General features: G+C 71.4%; 16 protein-coding genes. 8 read left to right on the top strand and 8 right to left on the bottom strand.

What is annotated here, in order from left to right:
* Positions 1–108 precede the first annotated feature (108 nt).
* The 4 genes from BC793_RS35945 to BC793_RS35960 are packed head-to-tail and all read left to right on the top strand — an operon-like array spanning position 109 to position 2,632.
* Entirely contained in the window at positions 109–756 is a 648-nt protein-coding gene (locus BC793_RS35945) for a GTP cyclohydrolase II (RefSeq protein WP_109600755.1), read from the top strand.
* Positions 753–1,232, top strand: coding sequence for a cytidine/deoxycytidylate deaminase family protein (locus BC793_RS35950; protein WP_109600757.1), 480 nt, complete (start codon positions 753–755; stop codon positions 1,230–1,232). The genes BC793_RS35945 and BC793_RS35950 overlap by 4 nt, the downstream gene beginning before the upstream one ends.
* Positions 1,229–2,119 (top strand): dioxygenase family protein, encoded by an 891-nt coding sequence (locus BC793_RS35955; RefSeq protein ID WP_109600759.1) that lies wholly within the window; start codon positions 1,229–1,231, stop codon positions 2,117–2,119. Before BC793_RS35950 ends, BC793_RS35955 begins: the two co-directional genes overlap by 4 nt.
* 24 nt (positions 2,120–2,143) lie before the next feature.
* Entirely contained in the window at positions 2,144–2,632 is a 489-nt protein-coding gene (locus tag BC793_RS35960; RefSeq protein WP_239170451.1) for a MarR family winged helix-turn-helix transcriptional regulator, read from the top strand.
* Positions 2,633–2,785: 153 nt separating this feature from the next.
* Here BC793_RS35960 and BC793_RS35965 read toward each other — a convergent pair whose 3' ends face one another.
* Positions 2,786–3,481, bottom strand: coding sequence for a class F sortase (locus BC793_RS35965; protein ID WP_109600761.1), 696 nt, complete (start codon positions 3,479–3,481; stop codon positions 2,786–2,788).
* Positions 3,478–4,323, bottom strand: coding sequence for a DUF4397 domain-containing protein (locus tag BC793_RS35970; protein ID WP_109600763.1), 846 nt, complete (start codon positions 4,321–4,323; stop codon positions 3,478–3,480). The genes BC793_RS35965 and BC793_RS35970 overlap by 4 nt, the downstream gene beginning before the upstream one ends.
* 156 nt (positions 4,324–4,479) lie before the next feature.
* On the opposite strand from BC793_RS35970, the gene BC793_RS35975 reads away from it, so the two are divergent.
* The 3 genes from BC793_RS35975 (at position 4,480) to BC793_RS35985 (ending at position 7,082) form a co-directional block, all read left to right on the top strand.
* On the top strand, positions 4,480–5,058 hold the full coding sequence (locus BC793_RS35975) for an RNA polymerase sigma factor (RefSeq protein ID WP_109600765.1): 579 nt from the start codon (positions 4,480–4,482) through the stop codon (positions 5,056–5,058).
* The gene (locus BC793_RS35980) at positions 5,012–5,725 is read left to right on the top strand and encodes an anti-sigma factor (RefSeq protein WP_109600767.1); all 714 of its coding nucleotides are present in this window, start codon (positions 5,012–5,014) and stop codon (positions 5,723–5,725) included. The genes BC793_RS35975 and BC793_RS35980 overlap by 47 nt, the downstream gene beginning before the upstream one ends.
* Before the next feature lie 193 nt (positions 5,726–5,918).
* Positions 5,919–7,082, top strand: coding sequence for a glycosyl hydrolase (locus BC793_RS35985; RefSeq protein ID WP_109600769.1), 1,164 nt, complete (start codon positions 5,919–5,921; stop codon positions 7,080–7,082).
* A 99-nt stretch (positions 7,083–7,181) separates the two neighbouring features.
* Here BC793_RS35985 and BC793_RS35990 read toward each other — a convergent pair whose 3' ends face one another.
* Positions 7,182–8,423, bottom strand: coding sequence for a metal-dependent hydrolase (locus BC793_RS35990; RefSeq protein ID WP_109600771.1), 1,242 nt, complete (start codon positions 8,421–8,423; stop codon positions 7,182–7,184).
* A gap of 11 nt (positions 8,424–8,434) precedes the next feature.
* The gene (locus BC793_RS35995; protein WP_109600773.1) at positions 8,435–8,821 is read right to left on the bottom strand and encodes a nuclear transport factor 2 family protein; all 387 of its coding nucleotides are present in this window, start codon (positions 8,819–8,821) and stop codon (positions 8,435–8,437) included.
* 60 nt (positions 8,822–8,881) lie between these two features.
* On the opposite strand from BC793_RS35995, the gene BC793_RS36000 reads away from it, so the two are divergent.
* Complete coding sequence (locus BC793_RS36000) at positions 8,882–10,030, top strand: FAD-dependent monooxygenase (RefSeq protein ID WP_109600775.1); 1,149 nt, start codon at positions 8,882–8,884, stop codon at positions 10,028–10,030.
* Positions 10,031–10,047: 17 nt separating this feature from the next.
* Here BC793_RS36000 and BC793_RS36005 read toward each other — a convergent pair whose 3' ends face one another.
* The 4 genes from BC793_RS36005 to BC793_RS36020 all read right to left on the bottom strand — a co-directional run bounded on the left by BC793_RS36005 (position 10,048) and on the right by BC793_RS36020 (position 13,914).
* Positions 10,048–10,911, bottom strand: a complete 864-nt coding sequence (locus tag BC793_RS36005) for an intradiol ring-cleavage dioxygenase (protein ID WP_109600777.1) — start codon at positions 10,909–10,911, stop codon at positions 10,048–10,050.
* 134 nt (positions 10,912–11,045) lie between these two features.
* The gene (locus BC793_RS36010) at positions 11,046–12,002 is read right to left on the bottom strand and encodes an ABC transporter substrate-binding protein (RefSeq protein WP_109600779.1); all 957 of its coding nucleotides are present in this window, start codon (positions 12,000–12,002) and stop codon (positions 11,046–11,048) included.
* 50 nt (positions 12,003–12,052) lie between these two features.
* The gene (locus tag BC793_RS36015) at positions 12,053–12,703 is read right to left on the bottom strand and encodes a LuxR C-terminal-related transcriptional regulator (RefSeq protein WP_109600781.1); all 651 of its coding nucleotides are present in this window, start codon (positions 12,701–12,703) and stop codon (positions 12,053–12,055) included.
* A complete protein-coding gene (locus BC793_RS36020; RefSeq protein ID WP_109600783.1) occupies positions 12,685–13,914 on the bottom strand; it encodes a sensor histidine kinase in 1,230 nt (409 codons plus the stop codon). The genes BC793_RS36015 and BC793_RS36020 overlap by 19 nt, the downstream gene beginning before the upstream one ends.
* Positions 13,915–13,985: the final 71 nt, after the last annotated feature.

A 13,985-nucleotide genomic window follows, 5' to 3' on the forward strand; every position in this document is an offset into this window, starting at 1 on the left:
GGACGCCGACGAAGCGGAAGTGATACTCGCCACCGCCAAGTTTATTGATCTTTCAACATTCTCGGACGATGCTGGTCCATGAAAGTTCAACAACCTTGGGGGTACGCGATGACGGCACAGATTCGTACGCAGGTGACGGTGCCGTTACGGTTCCCCGACGGGTACACGACGTCGGCACGGGTGTTCACCTTCACCGGCCTCGCCGACGGCCGCGAGCACCTGGCACTAGGGCTCGGTGACTGGCGTGCCGCGGTGGCGGTCGCGGCCGACGGCGGACCGGCGCCCCTGGTCCGGCCGCACAGCGAGTGCCTGACCGGCGACGTGTTCGGCAGTGAGCGCTGCGACTGCGGCCCACAGCTGCGTGAGGCCGCCGAGCGGATCACGACCGCCGGTGGTTTCCTGCTCTACCTGCGCCAGGAGGGCCGAGGCATCGGGCTGTACGCGAAGCTCGACGCCTACGCGCTCCAGGACACCGGCCTCGACACCTACCAGGCCAACCTGGCGCTCGGCCACGGCGAGGACGAACGCGACTACACCGCCGCCGCGCAGATGCTGCTCACCCTCGGCGCGCCGCGGGTCCGGCTGCTCAGCAACAATCCCGACAAGGCCACCCAGCTCGGTGCCCTCGGCGTGCGGGTGACCGACCGGATCCCGACCGGTGTGCACCTGTCCGCCGCGAACGCCCGCTACCTGACCACCAAACGCGACCACACCGCGCACACCCTCGACCTGCCGCTGACGGCGCTCGCCTCATGACCGCCGCCGACCGTTTCTGGCTCAGCGAGGCGATCCGGGTGTCCCGGCTGGCCCCGGCGGTACCCGACCGCTACGCCGTCGGCGCCGTGATCATCGACGGCGACGGTGCCGTGCTGTCCACCGGCTACACCGGCGAGACGCACCCGCACCACCACGCCGAGGAGGAGGCCCTGGCCCGGCTCGCCGGCCTGCCCGGCCTCGACCTGTCGGCCGCCACCCTCTACACGTCGCTGGAGCCGTGCACCGCCCGCCGGTCCCGGCCAGCCACGTGCACGCAGCTCATCCTCGACGCCGGTGTCGGGCGGGTAGCCCTGGCATGGCGCGAACCGATCCTGTTCGCCGACTGCGACGGCGTCGAGACCCTGCGCCGGCACGGCGTCGAGGTCGTCGAGCTGTCCGACCTCGCCGACCAGGTCCGGGCCGTCAACAGTCACGTCCTGCGGCCCACCGCCGCCCAGCTGGAGATCATCGGATGAGCCCCGGCCGTACCGCCCTCGCCGACGCGCTGATCCCCGAGGCGCACCCGTTCCGGCAGCATCTGCGGCGCGTCGCCGCCGGTGACACGGCCCGCCCGCACCGGGCGTGGACGCCCGCCGACGGCCCGATCCCGGCCCTCTACCTCAGCCACGGAGCCCCGCCGACCTTCGAGGACCCGGCCTGGATGACCGAGCTGCACACGTGGGCACGGGACCTGCCGCGGCCCACGGCGATCCTCATCGTCAGCGCCCACTGGGAGTCCGCACCGCTGGCGCTGTCCGGCAGCGCCGGCACCGAGCTGGTCTACGACTTCGGCGGGTTCGCGCCGCTCTACTACCGGATGCGCTACGACACCCCGGACGCCGGTGACCTGGCCCGTCAGGTGACGGCACTGATACCGCAGACCGTGCACGAGAACTCCCGGCGCGGGCTGGATCACGGCGCGTGGGTGCCGCTGAAGGTGATGTATCCGGAGGCCGACATCCCGGTGCTGCAACTGAGCATCCCGACCCACGACGCGACCACCCTGCTCCAGCTCGGGGAACGGCTGAGGCCGCTGCGGGAGCAGGGTGTCCTGGTGGTCGGCTCCGGATTCATGACGCACGGGCTGCGGTTCCTCACCCGGGCGATGCTGGCGGGCGAGGTGCCGGCCTGGTCGGCCGACTTCGACGCCTGGGCCGCCGACGCCCTGGCCCGCGGCGACGTCGACGAACTGGCCGGGTTCCGGGACCGGGCGCCGGGTATGCCGTACGCGCATCCGACCGTCGAGCACTTCACGCCGTTGTTCATCACCCTCGGCGCGGCCGGCGACCCGGCGGCAGCGGTCACCACCGCGATCGACGGGTTCTCCATCGGCCTGGCCAAACGCTCCTTCCACATCGTCTGACCAGCACTTTTCGAGGATGGCGTCGTGACCGACGAACCGCAGTGGCTCAACGACACCGAGATGGGCGCGTGGCTGAACCTCGCCCAGATCATGATGGTGATGCCCACCGCGCTCGACCAGCAGCTGCGCGAGGAGGCCGGCCTTCCGCACACCCACTACCACATCCTGTCGGCGCTGAGCACCCGTCCCGAGCGGGCGATGCGGATGACCGAACTGGCCCGGATGGCCGGCACCACCACGACCCGGCTCTCGCACGCGGTCTCCACCCTGGAACAGCGCGGCTGGGTGGCACGCCGGGCCTGCCCGACCGACCGGCGCGGCCAGATCGCCCACCTGACCGACGCCGGTTTCGCGGTGCTCGCGGCGGCGGCCCCCGGTCACGTGGCGGAGGTCCGCCGCCTGGTCTTCGACCATCTCACCGACGACGACGTGGCCCGCCTGCGCGACATCACCGCCAAGCTCCTGCCGACACTCACCGCCGGCTGGTCCTCACCGCTGTCTCCAGGCTGCTGAGACAGCGGCGAGAGCCGGCCAAGTCCAGGTACGGCTGGTCCTCACCGCTGTCTCCAGGCCGCTGAAACAGCGGTGAGAGCCAGCCGGGCCAGGTACGGCTGGTCGTCACCGCTGTCTCCAGAGCGCTGAAACAGCGGTGAGGACCAGCCGGATCTAGGTACGGGGCACGGCGGTGACCACCACGTTGTCGCGGTAGTGGCGGGTCGCGGGATCGAACGGCCCGCCGCAGGTGATCAGGGTGAGGCGAACCCGGCCGTCGCGGGCGAAGTACCGCTCCAGTGGCACGGTGGTCTTGCGGTGGCGCTCCCGGGCGGTCACCGTGAACGTCCGGGTCCGGCCGCCGGGGCCGGTGAGGGTCACCAGGTCTCCGGAGTCGAGGTCACCGAGCCGGAAGAACGCCCCCTCCCCCTCGTCCGCGCCGTCCACGTGCCCGGCGATCACGATCGATCCGGCCCGCGCGGTGGAGCCGGGCCCGAACCGGTACCAGCCGACCCGGTCGACGCTGGGCGGGACCGCGAAGTCGCCGGTCGCCGGATCGATGCCGACGGCGTCGACGGCCGCGTCCACGCCGAGTTCCGGTACGCGCAGCCGGGTCGGCGGTGCCTCAGCGGCCGACGGCAGGCCACCGTCGCTGATCGGCACCCGCGGGACGGCCGGGGATGCCGGACCACCGGCCGGCGGCGCCGGGGACGCCGAGGTGGTCACCGGCGGGGCACCGAAGTCGGGCGCGGGTTCGGAGCGGCAGGCCACGACGGTGAACGCCGTGGTCAGTGCCGCTCCGGCGGCCATGGTGAGCAGGGCACGCCCCGGCCTGCGCCGGGGCGTGCCGTCGTGACGCCGACCGCTCATCGCCCGGTCGACGGCCTCGCCCGGCCGATCCCGGTCAGCCGGGCCAGACCGAACAGGGCCAGCAGGATGCCGACACCGCCGACGCCGTACCAGGGCAGCGACACACCCTGGTCGGCGCGGCCGCCGTCACCGCTGGGCACGCCGCCCGGGGCCGAGTGCAGCCCGTCGACGGTCTGCGCGACGATGTCCAGTGTCTTGTCCTCGGCCGACCCGATCGCGTACACGATGGTCGCGGTGCCCTCCTTGAGGTCGAGGTCGGCCGGGCCGAGCACCCGGGTCTGCGTGCCGGCCAGCACCACGTCGGCCTCGACGGATCCGGCGTCGACGTCGGCCTTCGCCTCCTTCGGGTTGGTGAGGCCCTCGAAGACCGGCTGGCCACCGGCGCGCACGTCCACGGCCGGTGCCGCCGCCGTGTGCCGCACGATCAGGCGGGCCTTGCCGGCGGCGAGCTTGCCGGTGTCGTTGACGAACGGCGTCAGCCCCGGTTTGCCGTCCGCGCTCAGGTGCGCGACCAGGCTGAGGTTCGCGCCGCCGGGGATCTCGGCGTCGTCGACGGTCAGCAGCGCGTCGCCGATCGCGTCGCCGGGCTTGGTCAGCGCGATGTCGTACTGCCCGGCCGGCAGGGTCAGCGGGCCGGCGACCTTGCCCGGCTGGAAGTCCGGGATGGTCTTCTCGCCGTTGACGTAGACGTCCACCGGCTGCGCCGGGATGCCGTGCACGACCGACACCTGCGAGTCGGCCGCGGCCTGCGCGGGCAGGGCGGCGAAGGTCCCGGCGGCGCCGAACGCGATCATGGTCACGGCTCCCACCGTGGCCGTGCGGCGAAGGTGCGATGTACGCATCGGTGCTCCTCAAGCGATCGTCGTGGATTCGGTACGCCCGTTCCTTCGCTCGCCCGGCCGGCCGTGGATGCGGTGGAGGAAGAAAAATATCGGTGCATCCACGGAGGCGTCGCCGAGCGAAGAACTGGGGAGAACACATGCGCGGAAGGGAGGTCGATGAGCTCCGACGACGAACTCGCCGAGCGGTTACGCGCCGGCGACGAGAAGGCATTGCGTACGGCGTACGAGCGGCACGGCGCTGCGGTGCTGTATCTGGCTCAGCGGCTGCTGGGCAACCGGGCCGACGCCGAGGACGTGACGCAGGTGACGTTCGTGGCGGCGTGGACCGGCCGCGACGGCTACGACCCGCAGCGCGGCACTCTGCTGAGCTGGCTGCTCGGCATCGCGCGGCGCAAGGTGGTGGACCGGTTGCGGTCGGCGGCCCGCGACGACCGCGCCACCGAGACGGTACGAACCCAGCTCGCCCCGTCGGACGACCGGGAGACCCCGGAGCGGATCGTCGACCGGCTGGTCGTCGCCGACGAGCTGGGCCGGTTGCCGGAGGAACAACGCCGCACGCTGGAGCTGGCGTTCTACGACGACCTGACCCATCCACAGATATCGGCCGTGACCGGGTTGCCCCTCGGTACGGTCAAGAGCCATATCCGGCGTGGAATGGCCAGCCTGCGACGTCGTTGGGAGGTGGACGGTGCAGCATTTGGATCCCGATCGGCTGGTCCTTCTCGCGCTCTCTGAGGAGCAGGAGGAGTTGACCGAGTCGGATCACCTGGCGCAGTGTGCCGGCTGCCGGCGTGACCTCGACGAGTTCCGGGAGGTGGCCGGGTTGGGGGCTGAGTGCCAGGACGTCCACGATCTGCCGCCGCCACCGGAACGCCTCTGGCGAGCGATAGAGAGCGACATCGGCCGTACCCGGGTGAGGGAGGCGCCGGTCACCGACCTCGCCGAGCGCCGCATCCACCGCAAGCCGTCTCGCCGGTGGGCGCCGTTGATCGCCGCCGCGGCGGCCGCGGTCCTCGCGATCGCCGGCACCGTGACGATCGACCGTGTGCTCGACGGGCGCAGGACGGAGACGGTGACCGCCCGGGCCACCCTGTCGCCGTTGCCGACGGTGTCGGCGGACGCGCGGGGCAGCGTGCGGGTGCTGGCCGACGGGGAAATGGAGATCGACGTCAGCAACCTGCCGCTGACCACCGGATTCCATGAGGTGTGGCTGCTCGACCCGGACGATCCGACGAAGATGGTGGCGCTGGGCAACCTGTCCGATCGGCCGCGGGTGGTGCTCCCGGTGCCGCCGGGCACCGATCTGAACCGGTTCCGGCTGGTCGACGTCAGTGACGAGCCGCACGACGGCAACGCCACCCATTCCGGCAACAGCCTGTTGCGGGGGACGTTGACGAGCTGACCCATCAGGGGGCGGGAGCGGAGGCGGTGACCGGACGGTCACTGCCTCCGCTGTCATATCGAAATTCATTATTGACTTGCTGTCGTGACGGTCGTAATTTTCATCGATAACAAGCTTTAATGAAAAGGATGGTCACGCGACGCCGGCCGGGGGCGGCGGCCCGCCCATCCCTTCCCCCGGGAGGACCCGGCCCATGTCCATCGGTAAACGCCTGTTCGGCGGCGCCGCGGCAACGGTCCTGGCGGCCGTCGGCGTGGTCGCTGTGAACGTCGGCACCGCAGCCGCCGCCGATTGCGGCTACCTGTTCGACGACTTCCACTACACCTCCTCAGCGGACCCGGCCCTCACCGCCAACGGCTGGACACCGCGCAGCTACCAGGGCGGACCCGGGGTACCCGGGGCCAACTGGTCGCCGAACGCGATCACCTTCCCCACGAACGCCGGGCAGAAGGTGCTGCAACTGACCGCCTCCACCGACGGCACCGCCGCCGGGACCAGCCACGCCGAGCTCTACTCCACACAGAAGCGCTACCTGGAGGGCACCTACGCCAGCCGGGTCCGGTTCACCGACGCACCGGTCAGCGGCAACGACGGCGACCACATCAACCAGACGTTCTTCACGATCAGCCCGCTCAACGGCGACCTCGACCCCACCTACAGCGAACTCGACATCTCCGAGTACCTCCCGAACGGCGGCTGGGGCGAGACCGGGCCGATCAACTACCAGACCACCTGGTACACCTACCGCAACGAGCCGTGGTATGCCGACAACCTGCACTCCGAACAGCGGTCGAGCCTGGACGGCTGGCACGACCTGGTCGCGCAGGTCGCCGACGGCCACGTCGTCTACTTCATCGACGGTGTCCAGGTCGGCGACCACGGCGGCAAGTTCTTCCCCCGCCAGACGATGACCATCAACTGGAACCTGTGGTTCATCGACACCGCCACCCACACCGGCGGCCTGTCCACCTACATCGAGCAGGTCGACTGGGTGCTGTTCGCCAAGAACCAGGTGCTCAGCCCGGCGCAGGTGGGCTCGCAGACCGCGTCGTACCGGACCGCCGGGACCCGCTTCACCGACACGGTAGCCACCTCCGGCCCGTGCACCGGCCCGTCGACACCGAACTCACCGCCACCCTCGCCGTCGACGCCGGCCGGCAACTGCTCGAGCGCCCCGAACTGGCAGTTCGGCTCGGTCTACACCGCCGGCAACACGGTCAGACACGAGAAGAGCAGGTACGGCGACCCGTCCGGCCCGAAGTCGGGTGACGGCGTGCACCTGTGGAAGGCCCGGTACTGGACGCAGGGTTCGGAGCCCGGCTGGACCGAGCAGTGGCAGGACCTCGGCCGCTGCTGACCCGCGACGAGAGTGGGGTCGGCTCACCTCACCGACAGCGGTGCAGCGGCCCCACTCCCCCTCCCGGCGGCCGGTCCGACCGACCTCCTGACGAACCGGTCACTCGCCGGTCAGCACGTCCTCGCGGGGCGGGATCCATGGCGCGGGCAGTTGCGGGCACTCGTCCTGGGACGGGCCGACCCGTACCTCGGCCATGCCGAGTTCGGCCTCGCGGTCGTAGCGCAGATCACCGACCACCCACGCGTCGCCCTGTTGCACGGCCCACGGTGCGCGGGCGAACTGCATCAGCGCGGCGACCGCGCAGTAGTCACCGGCCAGCGACGGCAGCAGGCTCACCGGGATCGCCAGTTCGCCGTCCCAGACGATCTCGTCGGTCGAGGGCACGGTGACGGGCACGAGCGGCGCGGTCCGTTCGGCGCCGGACGGGAACAGCTGCGCGCACCGGGCGGCCGGGATCCAGCCGGGCGCCAGCGAATGGAAGCCCCGGCGCAGGAGGTACTGGTCGGCGGTCGTCTGCACGGCCAGCAACTCCCGGCACACCGGGTCGGCCGGCATCGGGGTCAGCACCACGTCGAGGGTGCGGGCCTGCGGGAACCGGTCGGCCAGCAGCGCCTCGATGCGGCTCTCCGCGGTCCGGGTGGTGACGACGAAGGTGGCGGTCAGCGCCAGCCAGGCGGCGATGCCGGCGCCGAGCGCCACCCTCGCGGGAGCGAATCGGCTCAGCGCCGCGAGGCCGGCGACGAGGACGGTCAGCAGGGCGGCGAACGCCAGGGGTACGAACCCGGTGAACCAGCTCAGCCCGAGGCCGGCCGCCAGCACCACCGCGATCAGGACCCGCCCGATCCGGCTCGGCAGCACGAACAGCAACGTGGCGGCGCAGGCCCACAGCAGCGGCTCGACGATGAACACCGAGTCGCCGTAATACCAGTGGTCGTCGACCGGCCAGAACGGGTGGACCCCGTAACTGTTGGTGAAGTCGAGCCCGATGTGCAGCAGGGTCGCCAGCACCGACAGCCCGGCCAGGAACCAGGAGTCGGCCGCCGACGGTGTGATCCCGCGGCGCCGCCACCACAGCCGCACCGCCACGAACAGCAGCAGGGACAAGCCGAGCGCGCCCGGGACGGTGTGGGTGTGGCCGCGATGGTGCAGCAGGTAGTCCAGGGTGCTGCCGGCCCACGTGGTGTAGATGACGTCGGCGTCGGGCAGGTTGCCGCCGACCGCCATCACGGTGATCGCCACGGCCCGCCGGCCGCGGTCCCCGAGCACCGTCGACGGCGGCAGCGACCGGTGGACAGTCTCCGCGACCAGGACGCTGATCAGCGTGTGCGTCAGGTTGTCCACGTCCGGAGATCCTACTGACGCGACGCCTCCTGCTGGATCCGGGGGAACTGGGCGGCCATCGCCTCGGCCAGGGCGTTCGCGCCGGAGAGTGGGCGCACCATCACCATGATGTCGTCGATCCTGCCGTCCTCGTCGAGGTGCAGGAAGTCGCAGCCGGTCAGGGCCTTGCCGTCGATCTCGGCCTCGAAGACCAGCGCATGGTTGCGGCCGTCGGCGATCTCCCGGACGTACCGGAAATTCTCGAAGACCCGCATCGCGCCGCGCAGGATCGCGGCGGTGAGAGCCTTGCCGGGGTACGGCTTGAACGCGACCGGGCTGGTGAACACGACGTCGTCGGCCAGCAGCCCCTCGATCGCGTCGGTGTCCCGGGCCTCGACCGCCTGACGGAACGGGTGCATACGTCCTCCTTGAAGATCAACAGCGTGGTCCATCGGCAACCATAACTAGGATCCGGTGGTGTGACGGTTCGAATCGCGATCCTCGGTGGGGGGATCGGTGGTCTCGCGACGGCCGCCTTCCTGCGCCGTGCGGGGCTGCCCTGCACCGTGTACGAGCAGGCCGCGGCCCTGACCCAGGTCGGGGCGGGTCTGCTGGTGACGCCGAACGCGGCCCGCCTGCTCCGGCGGCTCGGCGTGTTCGACCGGCTGGAGGGGCACGTGCTGCGCCTGGACGTCGGCTGGGAGTTCCGCCGCTGGCAGGACGGCACCGTGCTGTCGTCGGAGGACCTCTCCACCGCATGCGCCGATCTGTACGGTGAGCACACCTGGACGATCCACCGGGCCGATCTGCTGCGCGCGCTGGTGTCGCAGGTGGACGACGTCCGGCTGGGTCACCGGTGTGTCGCCGTCGACGGCGGGCGGCTGCGGTTCGCCGGCGGGCACACCGTCGAGGCTGACGTGGTGATCGGCGCCGACGGGATCCACTCGATCGTGCGGGCGGCCCTGTTCGGCGCGACCCCGGCCACGTACTCCGGGCTGTGTGCCTTTCGCGCTCTCGTACCGTCCCGGATCGCCCCTGATTTCGCGCGCCGCCCGGCGCAGACGCTGTGGATCGGTCCCGGCCGCCACCTGGTGCACTATCCGGTCGCCGCGGGCGGGCTGGTCAATCTGGTCGCGGTCGCGCCGGCCGGGGACTACACCGTGGAGTCGTGGACGGCCACCGCGACGGTCGGCGAGTTGCGGGCCGAGTTCGCCGGCTGGGATCCGCGGCTGACCGGCCTGATCGAGTCGGCGGCCACACTGGGCCGGTGGGCGCTGCTCGACCGGCCACCGCTGCCGCGCTGGTCGCAGGGTGCGACGACGCTGCTCGGTGACGCCGCCCATCCGATGTTCCCGTTCTACGCCCAGGGCGCCGCGCAGGCGATCGAGGACGCCGCGGTGCTGGCCCGCTGCCTCGCCGGGCACCACGATCCGCAGGCGGCTCTGCGCGAGTACGAGGCGCTGCGGATTCCGCGCACCACCCGGTTGCAGCAGGTCAGTCACGCCCGGTCGGAGACCAACCATCTACCGGACGGACCGGCGCAACACCAGCGGGACGAGACGTTCGCGCAGCGCGATCCGCTGGTCGCCAACGGCTGGATCTACGGGTACGACGCGGAGGCGACCTGACCCCACCGGACGGGTTGTCAGGCCTCGCGGAGGGCGATGTCGAAGGTCAGGGCCTGGAACGGGTTGGCGAGCCCGATCCCGGCCGCGAGTTCCGGGTCGTCCACCTCGGGCACGGCACGGATCAGGCTGTCCTTGACGCCGAAGACGGCATCGGAATCCAGATAGGGCGAGCCGGCGACGAACACGTGGGTGGTGACCGACTGGTGCCCGGGCGCCGACACGATGAAATGCAGGTGGGCGGGCCGGTTGGCGTGCCGTCCGGTGGCGGCCAGCAACTCGCCGACCGGGCCGTCCGACGGGATCGGGTAGTGGCGGGGCACCACCGACCGGAACCGGTACCGGCCCTGGTCGTCGGCGGTGAACAGGCCGCGCAGGTTGCCGGGCGGCTGGACGCCGGGCTGCTGCACGTCGTAGAAGCCGTCCTCGCCGGCCTGCCACACGTCCAGGACCGCACCGGGCAGCGGCCGCCCGCCGGCCCCGGTGACCTGCCCGGACACCAGGCACGGGGTGCCCTTGTGGTCGAGGCTGATGTCGTCGCCGAGGGCGCGCACCGGTGAGGCCGTGACGTGGAAGGGGCCGAGCACGGTGGACTCCGTCGAGGTGCCGCCGGTCCGGTGGTTGATCGTCTCGACCAGCATGGACACCCCGAGCACGTCGGAGAGCAGGATGAACTCCTGGCGTACGCCGTCGCACATCTGCCCGGTCCGGGTGAGGAAGTCGATCGCGGCCGCCCACTCCCCCTCGGTGAGTTCGACGTCCTTGACGAAGGCGTGCAGGTGCCGCACCAGGGAGGTGAGGACGTCCCGTAGCCGTGGGTCGGTGGTGGCGGCGAAACTGGCGGCGACCACGTCGGCCGAGCGTTCCTCGCTGAACAGCTCCATGTTCGTCAACCCCTCCGGTGCACCTCACGCTAGTGATCCTGGAACAGCGGCAGCGCCCTGGGTCTCCACCTCGTCACGGGGGCGCGGCAGGTCGATCGGCACCTCCGGCACGCCGGCCGGCCCTTTGCGGACGGTCACAGGTAGGCGCCGTCCGGCCTGACCGCCTTCTTCGCGACACGTTGCCGGGTGAGGACGTCGGCCCAGTGCTGCCAGCCGGCCGGTGCCGCCGCGGTGGTGTAGACGGGCAGTCTGATCTTGACGGCCAGGTCGGGGGCGACCTTCGTGTAGGTGGGCAGGACCGCCCGCAGCTCGTCCGGATGCAACTGGGCGTACTCGCAGGCTCTGGTCAGCGCGGCCCGGAAACGGTCGACGGTGGCCCGCTCGGAGGTCGTGAGCTGCTCCGCCGCCAGGAACACCGACTGCGGCACACCCGCGGGCTGGCCGGTGCTGCCGGACAGCAGGTTGCGGGCGCCGGCGGCCAGGCCGACGGTGACGAACGGATCGGCCGACAGGATCGCGTCGACCCGGCCGGCCTTGAGCGCCTCGGTCATCGCCGGGAACGGCAGCTCGGTGAACCTCACCTTCGCGACGTTGACGCCCTTGCTGGTCAAGGCGTTGAGGATGGACAAATGCGGTAGCTGGAACAGGGTGTCGACGGCGACCGTGCGGCCTTCCAGCTGCTTCGGCACCCGGATCGGGCTGTCCGCGGCGACCTGGAGCTGGACGGTGTTCTCCGCCGGGTCGGCCGGGTTCGCCGACGTGTTCGACACGGCCACCACCGGTGCACCGTTGGAACGGGCCAGCAGCACGGCAGGTGCGCTGAGAAAACCGATCTCGGCGTCGCCGGACAGCAGGGACGGGATGACGGCCGGCGCTTCGGCGGGAACGACCCGCACGTCCAGGCCGGCGTCCTCGAAGAAGCCCTGCCGGACACCGAGGACCATGGCGGCCGCCTCCGAGACGCCGATCGTGGACACCCGGACCGTACGCAGGCCGTCCGAGGTCGTCGGGGCCGACTTGCCGTTTGCGCAGCCGGCGGTGGTGACCGCCAGGATCGCCGCCACCGCGATCACTCCGCGCGGATATCGCATGCCGCCCCCTCGTCAGAACATCGCCAGGAACCTATCCCATGGCGCGCCGTTCACGAACGCAGGAAGGTCAGGACAGCCAGGACCCGGCGGTGGGTCTCCTCGGTCTGCGGCAGGCCGAGTTTCTGCAGGATGTTGCGGATGTGCTTGGCCACCGACGCTTCGGCGACGGTGAGTTCGCCAGCGATGGCCAGATTGGAGCGACCCTCGGCGACCAGGGCCAGCACCTCGCGTTCACGGGCGGTCAGCGCGGCGAGAGGATCACGGTGGCGGCGCAGCATCTGCCGGACCACCTCGGGGTCGACGACGGTGCCGCCGGCCACGACCCGGCCCAGCGCGTCGACAAACTCGCTGACGTGCCCGATCCGGTCCTTGAGCAGGTAGCCGAGGTGGGTGCCGTCGCCGGCGTCCAGCAGCTCGGTCGCGTAGCGGGTCTCGACATACTGACTGAGCACGAGCACCGGCAGCCGTGGGCGTCCGCGGCGCAGCTCCAGAGCGGTGCGCAGGCCCTCGTCCTTGAAGCCGGGCGGCATCCGCACGTCGGTGACGACCACGTCCGGCTCGTACGCGGCGACGGCGTCCCGAAGCCCGTCGCTGTCACCGACCGCGGCGACCACCTCGTGCCCGAACCGGGCCAGCAGCCCGGCGAGGCCGTCGCGGAGCAGGACACTGTCCTCGGCGAGCACTACCCGCAAGCCTGGCACGGAATCTCCACGATCAGTCGGGTCGGGCCACCCGGCGGGCTGGACAGCGACAGTCTGCCACCGACCACCGACACCCGGTCGGCGAGGCCGAGCAGTCCCGTTCCCGCCCCGATGTCGGCGCCGCCGCGCCCGTTGTCACCGATCTCGACGGTCAGCGTCCGGGCGGCGTACCGGCCGGTGATCGTGCCGCGGTCGGCGCCGGAGTGCCTGGCCAGGTTGGCCAGTGCCTCCGAGACGACGAAATAGGCGGCCGACTCCACCGCCGCAGAGAACCGCTGCGGCACGTCGAAAGCGACATCGACGGGTACGGGACAGCGGTCGGCGAGATCAGCGACGGCCGCCTCCAGCCCGAAGTCGGTGAGGACCGGCGGATGGATGCCACGGATCAGCTCCCGTAACTCGACGAGGGCGAGCCCGGCCTGGTCATGGGCGCGTGACAGCTGATCGGCGAGCGGACCGCCGGCGTCCAGCCGGGCCAGTCCCAGCATCACGGTCAGAGCCACCAGGCGCTGCTGGGCGCCGTCGTGCAGATCCCGTTCGATCCGGGTGCGCTCGGCCTCGAAGGCGTCGACGAGCCGGACCCGGGAGCGGGTCAACTCGACGACGGTCTCGTCGAGGTCGTGACGCGGGGTGAGAATCGCCCGGGCCAGCGCCGCCCGCACCCGGGCCAGCAGCACCAGCCCGCCGGCACAGGCCGCCACGGCGACCAGCCCGGCCGCGGCGGAGAGGAACGCCTCCGTCCACGACGTGACCGGGTACGCCTTGAGCACGTTGACCTGCTCCGCGTCGCCGATCGTGCCGAACAGCACCGGAGTGGCGACCAGCGCCGGCGGCACCGTCACGCCGAGGATGACGGCGAGCAGGTCGACCGGCCACAACACGGTCATCAACAGCCCGGCGAACCCCAGCTCGCGCCAGGTGCCGGCTTCGGTGTAGCGGGTCCGCAGCCAGGAGGCCAGTCCCGGCTCGGGTGGCACCCGATGCCGGTGCGGGAGCGGCCGACCGTCGATCAGGCGCTGCAGACGCCGCTCGATCGCGGCCACCGGAAGCCCGATCAGGCCCAGCCCGGCCAGCAGCGGCAGGCCCACCACGACGACCGCGAGGACTCCCCCGGCGGCGAACAGCAGCACCGAGACCAGCAGCGTGAGCAGGCCGGTGACGGCGTTTCCGAGCAGGTAGACGGCCGCTCCGGGGACGTCTCGTGCGCGCATCCGGCCACTGTAAATGGTATAGCCAGCACTACCGTGAAGAGGCAATCCTGGGGGGCTGTGGCCGGCACCGG

It is taken from the genome of Actinoplanes xinjiangensis (assembly GCF_003148685.1).
In the GTDB taxonomy this organism is placed as follows: Bacteria; Actinomycetota; Actinomycetes; order Mycobacteriales; family Micromonosporaceae; genus Actinoplanes; species Actinoplanes xinjiangensis.

Coding starts and splice junctions, on each gene's coding strand:
- BC793_RS35945 (WP_109600755.1), top strand. CDS start 109: ATGACGGCACAGATTCGTACGCAGGTGACGGTGCCGTTACGGTTCCCC.
- BC793_RS35950 (WP_109600757.1), top strand. CDS start 753: ATGACCGCCGCCGACCGTTTCTGGCTCAGCGAGGCGATCCGGGTGTCC.
- BC793_RS35955 (WP_109600759.1), top strand. CDS start 1,229: ATGAGCCCCGGCCGTACCGCCCTCGCCGACGCGCTGATCCCCGAGGCG.
- BC793_RS35965 (WP_109600761.1), bottom strand. CDS start 3,481: ATGAGCGGTCGGCGTCACGACGGCACGCCCCGGCGCAGGCCGGGGCGT.
- BC793_RS35970 (WP_109600763.1), bottom strand. CDS start 4,323: ATGCGTACATCGCACCTTCGCCGCACGGCCACGGTGGGAGCCGTGACC.
- BC793_RS35975 (WP_109600765.1), top strand. CDS start 4,480: ATGAGCTCCGACGACGAACTCGCCGAGCGGTTACGCGCCGGCGACGAG.
- BC793_RS35985 (WP_109600769.1), top strand. CDS start 5,919: ATGTCCATCGGTAAACGCCTGTTCGGCGGCGCCGCGGCAACGGTCCTG.
- BC793_RS35995 (WP_109600773.1), bottom strand. CDS start 8,821: ATGCACCCGTTCCGTCAGGCGGTCGAGGCCCGGGACACCGACGCGATC.
- BC793_RS36005 (WP_109600777.1), bottom strand. CDS start 10,911: ATGGAGCTGTTCAGCGAGGAACGCTCGGCCGACGTGGTCGCCGCCAGT.
- BC793_RS36010 (WP_109600779.1), bottom strand. CDS start 12,002: ATGCGATATCCGCGCGGAGTGATCGCGGTGGCGGCGATCCTGGCGGTC.
- BC793_RS36020 (WP_109600783.1), bottom strand. CDS start 13,914: ATGCGCGCACGAGACGTCCCCGGAGCGGCCGTCTACCTGCTCGGAAAC.